Origin of the sequence: Pantoea graminicola (assembly GCF_048452665.1) — a bacterium.
Lineage (GTDB): Bacteria > Pseudomonadota > Gammaproteobacteria > Enterobacterales > Enterobacteriaceae > Pantoea.
Map to the genome: position 1 here is coordinate 148,617 of NZ_JBLWSJ010000007.1, position 17,193 is coordinate 165,809.

General features: G+C 57.1%; 13 protein-coding genes. 6 read left to right on the forward strand and 7 right to left on the reverse strand.

Annotation, left to right across the window (positions count from 1 at the left end):
• Nucleotide 1: 1 nt before the first annotated feature.
• The 4 genes from hofC to nadC form a co-directional block, all read right to left on the reverse strand.
• Nucleotides 2–1,201 (reverse strand): protein transport protein HofC, encoded by a 1,200-nt coding sequence (gene hofC, locus ACNY69_RS16555; protein WP_418799282.1) that lies wholly within the window; start codon nt 1,199–1,201, stop codon nt 2–4.
• Nucleotides 1,194–2,579 carry a type II secretion system protein GspE gene (gene gspE / locus ACNY69_RS16560; RefSeq protein ID WP_418799222.1) on the reverse strand — a complete coding sequence of 462 codons (1,386 nt, stop codon included), beginning with the start codon at nt 2,577–2,579 and terminating at the stop codon, nt 1,194–1,196. The genes hofC and gspE overlap by 8 nt, the downstream gene beginning before the upstream one ends.
• Entirely contained in the window at nt 2,566–3,021 is a 456-nt protein-coding gene (ppdD, locus tag ACNY69_RS16565) for a prepilin peptidase-dependent pilin (protein ID WP_111139422.1), read from the reverse strand. The genes gspE and ppdD overlap by 14 nt, the downstream gene beginning before the upstream one ends.
• A 174-nt stretch (nt 3,022–3,195) precedes the next feature.
• Nucleotides 3,196–4,092 carry a carboxylating nicotinate-nucleotide diphosphorylase gene (gene nadC / locus ACNY69_RS16570; protein WP_111139423.1) on the reverse strand — a complete coding sequence of 299 codons (897 nt, stop codon included), beginning with the start codon at nt 4,090–4,092 and terminating at the stop codon, nt 3,196–3,198.
• 197 nt (nt 4,093–4,289) lie between these two features.
• On the opposite strand from nadC, the gene ampD reads away from it, so the two are divergent.
• Both ampD and ampE read left to right on the forward strand, forming a co-directional pair.
• Nucleotides 4,290–4,841: a 1,6-anhydro-N-acetylmuramyl-L-alanine amidase AmpD gene (gene ampD, locus ACNY69_RS16575; protein WP_111139424.1), complete on the forward strand. Its 552-nt coding sequence runs from the start codon at nt 4,290–4,292 to the stop codon at nt 4,839–4,841.
• Nucleotides 4,842–4,857: 16 nt separating this feature from the next.
• A complete protein-coding gene (gene ampE, locus ACNY69_RS16580) occupies nt 4,858–5,712 on the forward strand; it encodes a beta-lactamase regulator AmpE (protein ID WP_111139425.1) in 855 nt (284 codons plus the stop codon).
• Here the strand turns inward: ampE and ACNY69_RS16585 are convergent.
• From ACNY69_RS16585 to aroP, 3 genes are all read right to left on the reverse strand, one after another.
• On the reverse strand, nt 5,694–6,653 hold the full coding sequence (locus ACNY69_RS16585) for a glycoside hydrolase family 43 protein (protein WP_293774792.1): 960 nt from the start codon (nt 6,651–6,653) through the stop codon (nt 5,694–5,696). The genes ampE and ACNY69_RS16585 overlap by 19 nt on opposite strands.
• A complete protein-coding gene (locus ACNY69_RS16590; protein WP_111139427.1) occupies nt 6,650–8,062 on the reverse strand; it encodes a glycoside-pentoside-hexuronide (GPH):cation symporter in 1,413 nt (470 codons plus the stop codon). Before ACNY69_RS16590 ends, ACNY69_RS16585 begins: the two co-directional genes overlap by 4 nt.
• A 196-nt stretch (nt 8,063–8,258) precedes the next feature.
• Entirely contained in the window at nt 8,259–9,614 is a 1,356-nt protein-coding gene (gene aroP / locus ACNY69_RS16595) for an aromatic amino acid transporter AroP (RefSeq protein WP_111139428.1), read from the reverse strand.
• A gap of 515 nt (nt 9,615–10,129) precedes the next feature.
• On the opposite strand from aroP, the gene pdhR reads away from it, so the two are divergent.
• The 4 genes from pdhR (at nt 10,130) to lpdA (ending at nt 17,169) form a co-directional block, all read left to right on the forward strand.
• The gene (pdhR, locus tag ACNY69_RS16600) at nt 10,130–10,894 is read left to right on the forward strand and encodes a pyruvate dehydrogenase complex transcriptional repressor PdhR (RefSeq protein WP_111139429.1); all 765 of its coding nucleotides are present in this window, start codon (nt 10,130–10,132) and stop codon (nt 10,892–10,894) included.
• A 101-nt stretch (nt 10,895–10,995) separates the two neighbouring features.
• Nucleotides 10,996–13,662 carry a pyruvate dehydrogenase (acetyl-transferring), homodimeric type gene (gene aceE / locus ACNY69_RS16605; protein WP_293774796.1) on the forward strand — a complete coding sequence of 889 codons (2,667 nt, stop codon included), beginning with the start codon at nt 10,996–10,998 and terminating at the stop codon, nt 13,660–13,662.
• Between the two features lie 14 nt (nt 13,663–13,676).
• On the forward strand, nt 13,677–15,584 hold the full coding sequence (gene aceF / locus ACNY69_RS16610; protein WP_111140841.1) for a pyruvate dehydrogenase complex dihydrolipoyllysine-residue acetyltransferase: 1,908 nt from the start codon (nt 13,677–13,679) through the stop codon (nt 15,582–15,584).
• Between the two features lie 160 nt (nt 15,585–15,744).
• Nucleotides 15,745–17,169 (forward strand): dihydrolipoyl dehydrogenase, encoded by a 1,425-nt coding sequence (lpdA, locus tag ACNY69_RS16615; protein ID WP_111140842.1) that lies wholly within the window; start codon nt 15,745–15,747, stop codon nt 17,167–17,169.
• Nucleotides 17,170–17,193: the final 24 nt, after the last annotated feature.

The following is a 17,193-nucleotide window of genomic DNA, read 5'->3' on the forward strand; positions in this document are numbered from 1 at the left end:
CTTAATGTATCGCATCGCCCAGCCCGAAGACCGGCAGGTACATCGCAATCACCAGCGTACCGACAATGCCGCCAGTCACTATCATCATCATCGGTTCCAGCGAGGCCGCCAGCGTATCCGCGCGTTCACGGGTTTCCGTTTCATGCCACTCCGCCAGACGGGCCAGCATCAGATCCAGTGCACCCGCCTCTTCGCCGACCCGTATCAGCTGACTGCATAACGGGGTGAACAGGGGATGATGGATGAGCGCCTGATGCAGCGGATTCCCCTGAGCAATGTGCTGCTGCAGGCCGGCGATCGCCTCCTGCCACAGCAGGGAGGAGAGCGTCACTTCTACGGCGGTCAGGCCCTGCAACAGCGTCAGGCCTGCGCGCTGTGTCAGATTGAGAATGGTATAGATCTGCGTCAGTTGTGCGCCCCGCCACAGCCCGGACAGCAGGGGGATACGCAGAAAGATAGCCTGCTCACGGCGTTGCCAGCCCGCAGAGCGCCGTCGCAGCTGATGCCAGGCCACCAGCAGCAGCGAGATGCCGGTGGCTGCCACCGCGCCCCAGGCCTGAAGTCCCGCAGATAACTGCATAACCGCGGCCGTAAAGGCGGGCAGCGGCGCATCGAAAGAGGCATACACGGCGACAAACTCCGGCAGCACAAACAGCAGTATGCCGCAGGTGACGGCCATTGCCACCAGCAGGATAAACAGCGGATAGCGCAGCGCCTTCGTGACCTGATGACGTAACTGCTGCTGCCGGCTCTGCTGCCGGGCCAGTTCGCTGCAACAGACATCCAGCTGACCGGTCAGCTCGCCGACCTCCATCAGGGCCGGATAGAGCGCCGGGAAGATCTGCGGCCATTCCCGCAACGCCTGTGAAAATGGCGCACCGCTGAGCACCCGATGATGCAGCGCACGCATCAGCGCCCGCCAGCCGGGATGCGGATGGCCTTCCGCCAGCAAAGCGAGGCTCTCTGCCAGCGGCAGGCCCGCCTTAAGCAGGGTAGCCAGTTGCCTGATCAGGTCGACCCTGGGCTGCCATTTCCACGCTTTCTGAGGCCAGACTTTCTCTCTCTTCCAGCTCACCGGCAGAAGATCACGTTGCGCCAGCATCAGCAGCAGATTATCACTGTCGATCGCCAGCAGCTGGCCGCTGCACAACTGACCCTGGCTATCAACCGCCTGCCAGCGATATAAACAGGTATTATCCATCATCCAGTCCAATCACCCGTTGCATCTCTTCCAGCGAGGTATCGCCCCGGCTTACCGCTTCCAGGCCAGACACCAGCAGGGTACGCAGACCCTGCTGTTTTGCCAGCGTGAGCAGATTATCCAGCGGCATATCGGCGGCGATCGCATTTTGTAACCGGGCATTGATCGGCAGCAGTTCAAACAGGGCCAGTCGGCCAAAATAGCCGGAAAAACAGTGGTCGCAGCCGGGCGCGCGCCAGGTCTGCAGTGTGCCGGGCCAGAGGTCGGGAGGATAGTGCGCCACGGCCTGAGCAGGCTGGCGGCAGTGCGGACAGAGCCGCCGCACCAGACGCTGAGCAACGATCAGTTTCAGCGCCGGGCCCAGAAGATAGCCGGGGATGCCCATCTGACGCAGTCGGGTCAGAGTTTCGGCAGTGGAGTTAGTGTGCAGCGTCGACAGCACCAGATGGCCGGTCTGCGCAGCTTTCACCGCAATCTCTGCCGTTTCTGCATCCCGGATTTCGCCCACCATAATCACATCCGGGTCCTGTCTCAGCAGCGCCCGCAGCACGCGGTTAAAATCGAGGCCGTTTTTTGTATGGATCTGCGTCTGGTTAATGCCGGGTAACGGGATCTCAACGGGGTCTTCCACGCTGCACAGGTTCTTCTCCGGGGTATTCAGGGCGCTGAGTCCGCTATAGAGCGTAAACGTCTTGCCGCTGCCGGTCGGGCCGGTCACCAGTATCAGCCCCTGCGGCTGGGCAAGCGCGGCGCAGAACAGCCTGAGCTGGGCCGCGGGGAGGCCAAGCTTATCCAGTGACAGCGCTGCGCCTTCACTCTGCAGCAGCCGGACCACGGCTTTTTCGCCGCCATAGACGGGTAGCGTAGCCAGGCGAAAGGAGGCTGGTTTTCCGGCGATCTCCAGACTGAACTGACCATCCTGCGGCAACCGGCGTTCGGCGATATCCAGCCCGCCGAGGATTTTCAGTCGTGCCAGCAGCGCCGCAGGCGGAATGGCGGGCAGGGCGGAGAGAGGATGCAGAACGCCGTCGATACGCAGTCGCACGCGCAGCCCCTCGCGGCCGGGTTCGATATGAATATCCGAGGCACGACGCTCCAGGGCCTGACGCAGGATCAGCTGCGTCGCCTTAACGGCTGACTCTGCCGGTGGTGCTTCGCGCGCGACCAGAGGCGTATCCGCATGCTGGCGCTGGTCGAGCCGGGCCTGCGGCCAGCATTCGATCTCAATCTGGCACTGGCTGGCAAAATGAAGGGCTTCAGCCAGGCCCGGCGGCGCACTCTCCGCCACGGCAACGCGCAGATTGCTGGCGTCATGGTGCAGAACCACGGCGCGATAGCGCTGACACAGAGCCGCAATTGCGGCATCAGGCTTCTCCATCGCTGGCTCCTTTATCCGCGAAGCGGAACTGCGCCAGACAATTGTCACGCAGGCTGCTGTTGCTGCTGGTGCAGCTCCGCTGCCAGCTGATGCCGCCCTCGCTGCTGTCCCAGATCGGCACCATTTCGACACTCAGGCCATTCAGACTCTCCTGACCGGTCAGGGTAATCACCCCGCTTGCCACGCTAAGAGCGGAGACATAGCGTGAGCCGCGGGCGGCGGGAATGCCCGCTTCTCCGGCCTGGCACTGTGCAGGGCCGCCGTGTTCCATTGCACACAGCTCTACTGCCGTTTTGTAGGGCACCATCGTCTGGAGCATATCGGTCAGGGCTGCCCGTTGCAGGTAGTTCTGATACGCGGGCAGGCCGATGGCGCTTAAGATCGCCACAATCCCCACCACAATCATCAGTTCCACCAGGGTAAATCCACGTTGATTCATCATCACATCGTCTCCTGATTAAGAAGACAACAGGGTAAAAATCACGGGTGATGAAAGACAGTGCGCGAGAAGCGAACCGGAAAGCGGGCTGCAGAGAGATTTCAGCATTGCAGCGCAGTCGAAACTGCGCCGGAAGCAGGGTCGCAAAATTGCCGTCCCGGATGACGGCAGGGCAGGTTACTGCTGTCTAAAACGCATAGAGAGATCCAGCGCCCGTACATGCTTGGTCAGCGCACCGACCGACACATAATCCACGCCGGTCAGGGCGATCTGCGGCAGGGTGGTTTCCGTCACGTTACCGGAAACCTCCAGCAGTGTCCGCCCCTGATTGAGCGCGACGGCGGCGCGCATGTCGTCCAGGCTGAAGTTATCCAGCATAACGATATCGGCGCCGGCCTCCAGCGCCTGCCGTAACTCCTCCAGCGACTCCACCTCAACCTCGACCGGCACATCAGGCTGCAGCCATTGCGCGCGTTCCACCGCCTGCTGGATCGAACCACTGGCGATAATATGATTCTCTTTGATCAGATAAGCATCGGAGAGGCCCAGCCGGTGATTCTGACCGCCGCCGCAGAGTACGGCATATTTCAGTGCGGTACGGAGGCCGGGCAGGGTTTTGCGCGTGTCGAGCAACTGCGTCTGGCTGCCCGCCAGCAGAGCTACGTAGCGGCTCACCTCGGTGGCCACGCCTGAAAGCGTCTGCACAAAGTTAAGCGCCGTACGCTCGGCGGTCAGCAGCAGCCGGGCCGGACCGGTGATCTCAAACAGCAGCTGATCGGCTTTCACCGCATCGCCATCTTCAACATGCCAGTTCAGAGTCGCGTGGGAGCCAAGCTGAATAAACACCTCTTCTACCCAACGTTTACCACAGAAAACACCGTCTTCGCGGGTGATCACCTGGGCGTGAGCCTGGGTATCGGCTGGCAATAGGCGGGCGGTAATATCGCGATCAGCGTCAATCTCGCCGCCGAGATCCTCTTTTAACGCCAGTGCGACAGCATCCGGGATGTCACTTTTCACGCGTTTAATCAATGCCTGACGGCGGCTGTCCGGATCATAACCACGAGATGACATAGTCGTTTTACCTTATAAAAGTGCAGTAACAGAGGCGGTCACAATAGCCTGAACCGCCACGCTGTACCAGATCTGACGCTGATTTTGTTTAGTATACTTAACTTGCTGCGCCCGTTCGTAACAACCCGGACACACTAAGAGGCAAGAATCCTTTATTATTCATGCTATTCTCATCCAGGCAGAACAAGGAATCCGGTATGAAAATCAAACAGGGCTGGCTGACCGGGGTGCGTCACGTCCCCTCAACACATTGCAACGAACGCCCTGACGATGAGGCGCCTTCGCTGCTGGTGATCCACAATATCAGCCTGCCACCGGGTGAATTTGGCGGGCCGTGGATCGATCATCTCTTTACCGGCACACTGCCGCCTGATGCCCATCCCTACTTTGCCGATATCGCCGCCCTGAAAGTGGCGGCACACTGCCTGATCCGTCGTGATGGGGAGATCGTGCAGTATGTCTCTTTTGATAAACGCGCCTGGCATGCCGGGGTATCGCAGTTTGAGGGCCGTGAAAACTGCAACGACTTCTCAATAGGCATCGAGCTGGAAGGGACAGACAGTGAGCCTTATACCGGGGCGCAATATCGGGCCCTGCAGCAGGTGACGCAGTTGCTGCTGCAGCACTATCCATTAACGCCTTCACGTATCACGGGGCATAGCGATATCGCACCGGTACGCAAAACCGATCCCGGACCTGCTTTTGACTGGGACTATTACAGACAGCTGTTAACGCAGCCCACATCCTGATTTTTGCGGAGTCAGTATGACGTTGTTTACCTTGTTGTTAGTTTTAGGCTGGGAGCGCCTGTTTAAACTGGGCGAGCACTGGCAGCTCGACCATCGGCTGGAGCCGGTTTTTCGCCATCGCCGTCATTTCTCGCTGGTGCGCACATTGCTGATGACCGTGCTGGCGATGGCGCTGACCGCACTGGTGATCTGGAGCCTGAAAGGGCTGCTGTTCGGCGTGCTGCAGCTGCTGTTCTGGATCGTCACCGGCCTGCTCTGCATCGGTGCCGGTTCGGTTCGTCAGCACTATCACCACTATCTGAAAGCCGCCAGTCATGACGATGAGGCGGCGCATCAGGCGATGGCGGCCGAGCTGACGCTGATCCACGGTGTACCGGTGGAGTGCAGCGAACGCGAATTTCTGCGTGAACTTCAGAACGCCCTGATCTGGATAAACTTCCGCTTCTATCTGGCCCCGATGTTCTGGCTGGTGGTGGGCGGCCCCTGGGGGCCGGTGCTGCTGGTGGGCTACGCATTTCTGCGCGCCTGGCAAAGCTGGCTGGCAAAGCAGGGCACGCCGATGGCGCGTGCGCAATCAGGTGTGGATGCGATTCTGCACCTGCTTGACTGGATCCCGGTGCGGCTGGCGGGCGTAGCTTACGCGCTGCTGGGCCACGGCGAGAAAGCGCTGCCTGCCTGGTTTGCCTCGCTGACCGACCGCCATCGCTCTCAGTATCAGGTGCTGACGACGCTGGCTCAGTTCTCCCTGTCGCGCGACCCGCATACCGACAAAGTTGAAACGCCACGGGTTGCCGTGGCGTTAGCGAAGCGGACCTCACTGGTGCTGGTGGTCGCCGTGGCGTTGCTGACGATTTACGGCACGCTGGTGTGATCAGCGGGGGGCACACCAAAATCGGGTGTGCCATCTTCCCGCCAGTGGAAATATTTCAGACGGGTATGGCGGTTCGGATCCCAGAGCGGATCGCCCTCAATTTCCGTGTAGTTGCGGGCGTGGTACACCAGCACGTCGCGCCCCTCTTCATCGCGGGTAAAACTGTTGTGACCCGGCCCATACTGATGGTTGTCCCAGCTGGACGCAAACACCGGCCGGGCAGATTTCTGCCAGGCAGAAACATCCAGCGGGTCAGCATCAGCGTCAATCGACAGAAGGCCCAGGCAGTAATTCTCATCAGTAGCACTGGCGGAGTAGGTCACAAACAGCCGATCGCCGTGACGGATCGCCGCCGGTCCTTCATTGACGCTAAACCCTGCACACTCCCACTCATATTCCGGCCGGCTCAGCATGACCGGCGTACCTTTCAGCGTCCAGGGATTCAGTAATTCGGCCAGATAGAGGTTGGAGTTACCGGGAATCAGGGGATCCTTCTGCGCCCAGAGATACCAGTTTTTGCCCTGATGAACGAAGTGGGTGGCATCCAGCGAGAAGCTGTCAAACTGACTGAAGACACGGCGGCAGGGCTGCCATGGCCCCTGCAGGGGATCGTCGGCGTCACAGACCAGCGCGTACATCCGGTGCTGAAACAGTCCCTCTTTGATGTCGCGTGTGGGAGCAGCAGCGAAATAGATCACCCACTGACCTTCAATGTAGTGCAGTTCGGGCGCCCAGATTAATTCGCTGCAGGGGCCGCTCTCTGGCTTGTGCCAGACCACCACCGCTGCGGCACTGCGCAGGCCTGCCAGCGTGGTGGCGCGGCGGATCTCAAGCCGGTCATACTCCGGGACCGAGGCCACGAAATAGTAGTGCTGATCATGGTGCAGGATAAAGGGGTCGGCGCGCTGCGTAATAAAGGGGTTTGGCCAGGCTGTCATCATTTTACCTCTCCGGTTGGGGTGACCGCCTCGTCGCGCAGGCGAACCGAGTGCAACTCACGGAAATTCTGGCGGCGCAGGGCGAGATCCTGCTGAATAGTAAGCATCATTTTGCGGTCAACCTTCAGCAGCCTGACCACGCCAGCGGTAATCAGATAGCCGACGCCCGGAATAACGGTGAACAACAGCATGATGCCGTTAATCGCCTCCGGCGACTGCTGTTTTGCCCCCGCGTTGTAGCCATAGATCGACAGCAGAAAGCCGACCATCGCACCGGCGACGGCCAGTCCCACCTTGAGGAAGAAGAGGTTGCCGGAGAAGCTGATGCCGGTGATGCGTTTACCGGTTTTCCATTCGCCGTAGTCATCCACATCGGCCATCAGTGACCAGTGCAGCGGTGACGGGATCTGATGCAGGATATTCAGCACAAAGTAGGCGACGACCACCATTACCGTGGCGTGAGGATCGATCCAGTAAAAACCACTGGAGAAGAGAGCCAGCGCGATATTGGTCCAGAAGAAGACTTTGAGTTTGCACCAACGATCGGTGAGGAGTTTCGCCAGTGTGCTGCCGACCATCATGCCAATCACTCCCAGGCTGATAAACAGCGTGGCGAAGTGCGTTGACTGACCCATGACCCAGGTCACGTAATACATGGTGGCCGCCATGCGGATAAAGCCGGGGCAGACATTACAGAAGGTCAGCAGCAGAATACGCACCCACTGGTCGTTCTTCCAGACGTCACGCAGATCTTTTTTCAGGTCATCGTTGCTCGGCACGGCAGGGTGGATACGTTCACGAACCGTCGCAAAACAGAAGAGAAACATCGCCAGTCCGATGGTAGCGAGGACTGTCATCGCCATCTGATAACCGCGGGCTTTATCTGCGCCGCCAAACCATTCCGCCATCGGCAGCAGCGACATGGAGAGTATCAGCGTGGCGATACCGACCATCACAAAACGGTACGACTGGCAGGAGACGCGCTCACCGGGATCGTTGGTAATCACGCCGCCCAGCGAGCAGTAGGGGATGTTGATGGCGGTGTAGGTCAGCGACATCAGGAAGTAGGTCACAAAGGCCCAGATGACCTTGTTGTGATACGTCCAGTCGGGGGTGGTAAACATCAGGATGCTGAACAGCACGTAGGGCACGGAAACCCACAGCAGCCAGGGGCGAAAACGTCCCCAGCGACTCTGGGTACGATCGGCGATCGCGCCCATAATCGGGTCGGTGACCGCATCCAGTACCCTGACCGACAGCAGCAGGGTGCCCACCAGCGCCGGAGCAAGGCCAAAAACATCGGTGTAGAAGTAGTTCAGGAACAGCATGATGGCCCCGCCAATCATGTTGCATCCGGCATCGCCCATGCCATATCCCAGTTTTTCCCGAAACGAGAGGGCTCCATCTTTCATGAGATTTTTCCTGCGCATCCAGTGTGAACAGGAATTATTGGCATTATGTCAGCGGGATGAACGGGAGTAATTCGTCGTGAAGATGGATTAAACAGGTGCGGAGAAATAAGTGTGAACTGGATCAGGCCAGAAAAGGCGGGTTGCGCGGCGAGAAAGAGTGCAACCTTCACCGAAGGTTGCACTCCGCATCAGCGCATCAGGCTTGCTGTGTTTTGTTCTTAATGAAGTAGCCGATAGCCAGAATCACCAGCCAGACCGGGATCAGCCAGACGGAGATCGCCATGCCCGGCGTGGTCGCCATCAGCACCAGAATCGCCGCCATGAAGACCAGGCAAATCCAGTTCCCCGCCGGATAGAGCAGCGCTTTAAAGCGGGTCGTGACGCCCTGCTGATCTTTCTTACGACGGAACTTCAGGTGCGCCAGGCTGATCATCGCCCAGTTAATCACCAGCGCAGAGACCACCAGTGACATCAGCAGTCCAAAAGCTTCGCCTGGCATCAGATAGTTGATCAATACGCAGAGCGCAGTAGCGACGGCTGAAACCAGAATGGTTAACACCGGCACGCCGCGGCGATCCACCTTCAGCAGCGCTTTGGGTGCGTTACCCTGCTGTGCCAGACCAAACAGCATACGGCTGTTGCAGTAGACGCAGCTGTTATAGACCGACAGCGCCGCCGTCAGGATCACGACGTTCAGAGCATTCGCCACCATCGCATCGCCCAGCTCATGGAAAATAAAGACGAACGGGCTGACTTCAGAGGTGACGCGATTCCACGGCATCAGAGAAAGCAGCACGGCCAGCGAACCAATGTAGAAAATCAGGATGCGCCACAGCACCTGGTTGGTCGCTTTCGGAATGCTTACTTCCGGATTATCCGCTTCGGCTGCGGTGATACCGACCAGCTCCAGCCCGCCAAATGAGAACATGATAATCGCCATCACGGTTACCAGTCCGCCGATGCCGTGCGGGAAGAATCCGCCCTGTTCCCAGAGGTTGCGCACGGTCGCCTGCGGACCTGCATGACCGCTGAACAGCAGCCAGCCACCAAAGAGGATCATGCCAATCACCGCCAGCACTTTGATGATGGCAAACCAGAACTCCATCTCACCGAACACCTTAACGTTGGTCAGGTTGATGGCGTTGATCATCACGAAGAAGATAGCGGCCGAGGCCCAGGTCGGAAAATCGGGCCACCAGAACTGGATATATTTGCCCACGGCGGTCAGCTCCGCCATCGCAACCAGCACGTAGAGAACCCAGTAGTTCCAGCCAGAAGCGAAGCCGGCAAAGTTGCCCCAGTATTTATACGCAAAGTGGCTGAAGCTGCCTGCGACCGGCTCTTCCACCACCATCTCGCCCAGCTGGCGCATGATTAAAAAGGCAATAAAACCGGCGATTGCATAGCCCAGAATAACGGCCGGTCCGGCGGATTCGATAACCGATGCGCTGCCCAGAAACAGCCCGGTTCCCACTGCACCACCCAGCGCGATGAGCTGAATATGGCGGTTCTTAAGACCACGTTTCAGCGCTTCGCCTTGCTGTTGTTCCATACAAACCTCGTGATGTTTTTATTCTTCGTTCGCAGCGCAGTTCGCTGTAATGAAGTGGTTACAATAACGTATTGATAATTTTACGGTATCTGGCCTGCTGAATGCTGCCATGCGCTACCCTGGCGACAAGAATAGTGATAAGCGAATCGCTTTGCACCTGCTTTCGCCTTTTGTGCTGAGAGTTGACTGAAAAAACGCCGTCCCCGTCACGTCTGATCAGAGAAACTTCTGCCACGAAATGCCGCGCATGACGAATAGTTTTCACTTATGGCTGCCGCTGCACTGGGCCGCTAACCGGGTGTAAGGTTTGGTAAAAGTGCATTTGTTTAACATTTGCCGCAACGCTGAATTTTCATTTTTTTAACCGCAGGTTAGCGGCAGCACAAGGCCTGGGGAGATGTGAATGTGGCCGGTACCATATAGACACAAGGTGAATACTTTGTTACTTTACGGGCGCCCCCTGGCAATTGGTATTACCAATTTACTCCGGACGATTGGTTTAATAAGAAGGGATGATGGCTTACAGTAAGATTCGCCAACCCAAGCTCTCTGACGCTATCGAGCAACAGCTCGAATCCCTGATCATGGAAGGGACCCTGCGTCCGGGAGAGAAGCTGCTCCCTGAGCGCGAACTCGCCAAACAATTCGATGTCTCACGTCCATCCCTCCGTGAAGCGATCCAGCGGCTGGAAGCCAAAGGATTATTGCTACGCCGACAGGGTGGCGGAACGTTTGTGCAGGAGAATCTCTGGCAAAGCATGAGCGATCCACTCGTTGAGCTTCTCGCCGACCATCCGGAATCACAGTTTGACCTGCTGGAAACGCGCCATGCCCTGGAGGGTATCGCCGCCTATTACGCGGCACTGCGCGGCACGGAAGAGGATCTGTTGCGCATTCGCGACTGTCATCTCCACATTCAGCAGGCGCAGGACAGCGGCGATTTAGACGCCGAAGCGGACGCAGTGATGCAGTATCAGATCGCTGTCACAGAAGCGGCCCATAATGTTGTGCTTTTGCATTTGCTACGCTCAATGGGCCCTATGCTGGAACAAAACGTCCGTCAGAATTTCGAATTGCTCTACTCGCGCCGGGAAATGCTGGCAAAAGTGAGCGGTCACCGCGCCAGAATCTTTGAGGCGATTGTGGCCCGTGAGCCAGAAAAAGCGCGCGAGGCTTCACACCGTCACCTGGCGTTCATAGAGGAAATCTTGCTGGACAGAAGTCGGGAGCAGAGCCGTCGTGAACGCTCCCTGCGTCGTTTACAGCAACGTAAGGAATAACGTGCGACACAGATCGTACTGACATCAGACGAGCCTGCCGGCATCTGCTTTAACAGGCTCCCGATTATTCAACGTATTAGACACAGATAAGGAACACACCCATGTCAGAACGTTTACACAATGACGTGGATCCGATCGAAACTCGTGACTGGCTACAGGCGATCGAATCGGTCATCCGTGAAGAAGGTGTTGAACGTGCACAGTATCTGATCGATCAGGTACTGGGTGCAGCCCGCAAAGGCGGCGTCAATGTGGCTGCAGGTTCGTCTGCAATCAGCAACTACATCAACTCTATTGCCGTTGAAGATGAACCCGACTATCCGGGCAACACCTCTCTTGAACGTCGTATCCGTTCCGCAATCCGCTGGAACGCCATCATGTCGGTGCTGCGCGCATCCAAAAAAGATCTGGAACTGGGTGGCCATATGTCCTCCTTCCAGTCTTCTGCCACGATTTATGAAGTGTGCTTTAACCACTTCTTCCGTGCGCGCAGTGACAAGGATGGCGGCGATCTGGTCTATTTCCAGGGCCATATCTCTCCGGGCATCTATGCCCGTGCGTTCCTTGAAGGTCGCCTGACCGAAGAGCAGATGAATAACTTCCGTCAGGAAGTGGATGGCAAAGGCCTCTCTTCTTATCCGCATCCGAAACTGATGCCGGAATTCTGGCAGTTCCCGACCGTTTCTATGGGTCTGGGTCCGCTGTCAGCGATCTACCAGGCGAAGTTCCTGAAATATCTGGAACACCGTGGTCTGAAAGACACCTCGGCCCAGACCGTTTACGCCTTCCTGGGTGACGGCGAGATGGATGAGCCGGAATCAAAAGGTGCGATCACCATCGCGACCCGTGAAAAACTGGACAACCTGGTCTTCATCATCAACTGCAACCTGCAGCGTCTGGATGGCCCGGTCACCGGTAATGGCAAGATCATCAACGAGCTGGAAGGTATCTTTGCCGGTGCTGGCTGGGAAGTGATCAAGGTCATCTGGGGCGGTCGCTGGGATGAGCTGCTGCGCAAAGATACCAGCGGCAAGCTGATTCAGCTGATGAACGAAACCGTCGACGGTGACTACCAGACCTTTAAATCCCGTGATGGTGCCTATGTGCGTGAGCACTTCTTCGGTAAATATCCGGAAACCGCGGCGCTGGTTAAAGATATGTCCGACGATGAGATCTGGTCACTGAACCGTGGCGGTCACGATCCGAAGAAAATCTACGCGGCGCTGAAAAAAGCGCAGGACACCAAAGGCAAGCCCGTCCTGATCCTGGCGCATACCATCAAAGGCTATGGTATGGGCGACACCGCGGAAGGCAAAAACATTGCCCACCAGGTGAAGAAAATGAACATGGATGGCGTGCGCTATATCCGTGATCGTTTCAACGTGCCGGTTGCTGATGACAAAATCGAATCACTGCCATATGTGACCTTCGAAAAAGGCTCAGAAGAGCACACTTACCTGCATGCGCAGCGCGAGAAGTTAGGCGGTTACCTGCCAACGCGTCAGCCGAAGTTCACTGAAAAGCTGGAAATGCCGGCGCTGGAAGAGTTCAGCGCGCTGCTGGAAGAGCAGAACAAAGAGATCTCCACCACCATCGCCTTCGTGCGTGCCCTGAACGTGATGCTGAAGAACAAGTCGATCAAAGATCGTCTGGTTCCGATCCTCGCCGACGAAGCGCGTACCTTTGGTATGGAAGGTCTGTTCCGCCAGATCGGTATCTACAGCCCGAACGGCCAGCAGTATACGCCGCAGGACCGTGAGCAGGTTGCGTACTACAAAGAAGATGAGAAAGGCCAGATTCTGCAGGAAGGGATCAACGAGCTGGGCGCAGGTTCATCCTGGCTGGCGGCGGCGACCTCTTACAGCACCAACAACCTGCCGATGATCCCGTTCTACATCTACTACTCCATGTTCGGCTTCCAGCGTATCGGCGATCTGATGTGGCTGGCAGGCGATCAGCAGGCGCGCGGCTTCCTGGTCGGCGGCACCTCGGGTCGTACGACTCTGAACGGCGAAGGTCTGCAGCATGAAGATGGTCACAGCCACATTCAGTCGCTGACGATCCCGAACTGTATCTCTTACGATCCTTCTTACGCCTATGAAGTCGCTGTCATCATGCACGACGGTCTGGTGCGTATGTATGGCGAAGCGCAGGAGAACATTTACTACTACATCACCACGCTGAACGAAAACTACCACATGCCAGCCATGCCGCAGGGCGCGGAAGAGGGTATCCGTAAAGGTATCTACAAACTGGAAACGGTAGAGGGCAGCAAGGGCAAAGTGCAGCTGCTGGGCTCAGGTTCTATCCTGCGTCATGTGCGTGAAGCGGCGCAGATCCTGGCGAAAGATTACGGTATCGGCTCCGATGTCTACAGCGTGACCTCGTTCACCGAACTGGCGCGTGATGGCCAGGATTGTGAGCGCTGGAACATGCTGCATCCGACAGAAGAAGCGCGCGTGCCTTACATCGCTCAGGTGATGAACGACGCGCCAGCAGTCGCCTCAACCGACTACATGAAACTGTTCGCTGAGCAGGTTCGTAGCTATGTCCCTTCCAGCGATTATCGCGTACTGGGTACAGATGGTTTTGGTCGCTCTGACAGCCGTGAGAATCTGCGTCATCACTTTGAAGTTGATGCATCTTATGTGGTGGTTGCCGCGCTGGGTGAGCTGGCTAAACGCGGCGAGATCGAGAAGAAAGTGGTGGCCGATGCGATCACCAAATTCAATATCGATGCCGATAAAGTTAACCCGCGTCTGGCTTAAGAGGTAAGAGAGTAATGGCTATCGAAATTAAGGTACCGGATATCGGGTCTGACGAAGTTGAAGTCACCGAGATTCTGGTGAAAGTTGGCGACAAGGTGGAAGCCGAGCAGTCGCTGATCACCGTGGAAGGCGACAAAGCCTCAATGGAAGTGCCGTCGCCACAGGCTGGCGTAGTGAAAGAGATTAAGATCTCTACCGGTGACAAAGTTGAAACCGGCTCGCTGATCATGATGTTTGAAGCAGAGGGCGCTGCGGAAGCCGCCCCTGCCGCTGCCCCGGAGAAGAAAGCGGATGCGGCACCTGCGCCAGCCGCGGCTGCGGCCACGGCCAGCAAAGACGTGGCGGTGCCGGATATCGGCGGTGACGAAGTGGAAGTCACTGAGATTCTGGTGAAGGTCGGCGATAAAGTCGAAGCCGAGCAGTCACTGATCGTGGTCGAAGGCGACAAAGCGTCGATGGAAGTCCCGGCACCGTTCGCGGGCGTGGTCAAAGAGATCACCATCTCGACCGGCGACAAAGTCAGCACCGGTTCACCCATCATGGTCTTTGAAGCAGAAGGCGCAGCACCGGCCTCTGACGCGAAGCCAGCGATGAAAGAAGAAGCGGCATCGGCACCTGCCGCCGCCGCAGGCGCGAAAGAGGTTAACGTCCCGGACATCGGCGGTGATGAAGTCGAAGTCACCGAGGTTCTGGTGAAAGTCGGCGACAAAGTCGAGGCCGAACAGTCACTGATCGTCGTGGAAGGCGATAAAGCCTCAATGGAAGTGCCTGCGCCGTTTGCGGGGACGGTCAAAGAGCTGAAAGTCGCGACCGGCGATAAAGTCAGCACCGGCTCCCTGATCATGGTGTTCGAAGTCGAAGGGGCTGCGCCAGCAGCACCTGCGGCGGCGAAGCAGGATGCTGCCCCGGCTCCGGCTGCTAAACCTGAAGCGAAAGCCACAGCGCCTGCACCCGCCGCAGCGAAAACGGACAGCAAAGGTGAGTTCGCAGAGAACGACGCTTACGTTCACGCCACCCCGGTGATCCGTCGCCTGGCGCGTGAGTTCGGTGTAAACCTGGCGAAAGTCAAAGGCACCGGTCGCAAAGGTCGCATTCTGAAAGAAGACGTGCAGACTTACGTGAAAGAGGCGGTGAAGCGCGCTGAAGCGGCACCGGCTGCTGCCAGCGGTGGCGGTCTGCCAGGCATGCTGCCGTGGCCGAAAGTGGACTTCAGCAAGTTTGGCGAAGTCGAAGAAGTCGAACTGGGTCGCATCCAGAAAATCTCTGGCGCGAACCTGAGCCGTAACTGGGTGATGATCCCGCACGTTACGCATTTCGACAAAACCGATATCACCGAGCTGGAAGCTTTCCGTAAGCAGCAGAATGCGGAAGCAGAGAAGCGCAAGCTGGATGTGAAGTACACGCCTGTCGTGTTCATCATGAAGGCCGTGGCGGCTGCGCTGGAGCAGATGCCACGTTTCAACAGCTCACTCTCTGAAGATGCGCAGAAACTGACGCTGAAAAAATATATCAACATCGGTGTGGCGGTTGATACGCCAAACGGCCTGGTAGTTCCGGTCTTTAAAGACGTGAACAAGAAGGGCATCACCGAGCTGTCCCGTGAACTGATGGCGATTTCGAAGAAAGCGCGTGACGGTAAACTGACGGCGGGCGACATGCAGGGCGGATGTTTCACCATCTCCAGCCTGGGTGGCCTGGGCACCACACACTTCGCGCCGATCGTGAACGCGCCGGAAGTGGCTATTCTGGGTGTCTCTAAGTCGGCGATGGAACCGGTATGGAACGGCAAAGAGTTTATGCCGCGTCTGATGATGCCGATTTCTCTCTCCTTCGACCACCGCGTAATCGACGGTGCCGATGGTGCAAGATTCATCACCATTATTGGCAATATGCTGTCCGACATTCGTCGTTTAGTTATGTAAATGTAAAGAAGGCCGGCGGATGCCGGCCTTCCTTTAACGATTCGTCGCGCCGCGGTTGGCAGTTTGTTAACAATTCTGTAAACTCTTGCGGTGAAAGTCCCGGTGGAACAAGGGCATTATAAGAACGTCTGACCCGCCGGATATCAATTAAGAGGTCATGATGAGTACAGAGATTAAAACCCAGGTCGTGGTACTTGGGGCAGGTCCTGCAGGTTACTCTGCAGCCTTCCGTTGTGCGGATTTAGGTCTGGAAACCGTACTGGTTGAGCGTTACAGCACCCTGGGCGGTGTTTGTCTGAACGTCGGTTGTATCCCCTCTAAGGCGCTGCTGCACGTTGCCAAAGTGATTGAAGAGGCGAAAGCCCTTGAAGAGCACGGCATTGTGTTTGGTCAGCCCTCTACTGATATTAACAAGATTCGCAGCTGGAAAGAGAAGGTTATCAACCAGTTGACTGGCGGCCTGTCAGGAATGGCAAAAGGGCGTAAAGTCACCGTGGTTAACGGCCTGGGCAAATTCACCGGTGCTAACACCCTGGTGGTTGAAGGAGAAGGCGGCGCGACCACCATCAACTTCGATAATGCCATCATCGCTGCGGGTTCACGCCCTATCGAACTGCCATTCATCCCGCATGAAGATCCACGCGTCTGGGACTCTACCGATGCACTGGAACTGAAAGAAGTGCCGAAGCGCCTGCTGGTTATGGGTGGCGGTATCATCGGTCTGGAAATGGCGACCGTGTATCATGCGCTGGGTTCAGAGATCGACGTGGTCGAAATGTTCGACCAGGTTATCCCGGCTGCGGATAAAGACGTTGTTAAAGTCTTTACCAAGAAAATCAGCAAGAAATTTAACCTGATGCTGGAAACCAAAGTGACCGCCGTTGAAGCAAAAGACGATGGCATTTACGTTTCGATGGAAGGGAAAAAAGCACCGGGCGAAGCGCAGCGTTATGATGCCGTGCTGGTGGCGATCGGTCGCGTACCGAACGGTAAAGGTCTGGATGCCGGTAAAGCGGGCGTGGAAGTGGACGACCGTGGCTTCATCCGCGTCGACAAGCAGATGCGTACCAACGTGCCACACATCTACGCTATCGGCGACATCGTCGGTCAGCCAATGCTGGCGCACAAAGGTGTGCATGAAGGCCATGTGGCAGCCGAAGTGATCTCCGGTCTGAAGCACTACTTCGATCCGAAAGTAATCCCTTCTATTGCCTACACCGAGCCAGAAGTTGCCTGGGTCGGTCTGACCGAGAAAGAAGCGAAAGAGAAGGGTATCAGCTATGAGACAGCGACCTTCCCTTGGGCGGCCTCTGGCCGTGCGATCGCCTCCGATTGTGCAGAAGGCATGACCAAACTGATCTTCGACAAAGAGACTCACCGTGTCATCGGTGGTGCGATTGTCGGCACCAACGGCGGCGAGCTGTTAGGTGAGATCGGTCTGGCGATTGAGATGGGTTGTGATGCGGAAGATATCGCGCTGACTATCCACGCTCACCCGACCCTGCATGAGTCAGTCGGTCTGGCTGCAGAGATCTTCGAAGGCAGCATCACCGATCTGCCTAACGCGAAAGCGAAGAAGAAGTAAGTTTCTGCCGCAGTGAAAAAAAGC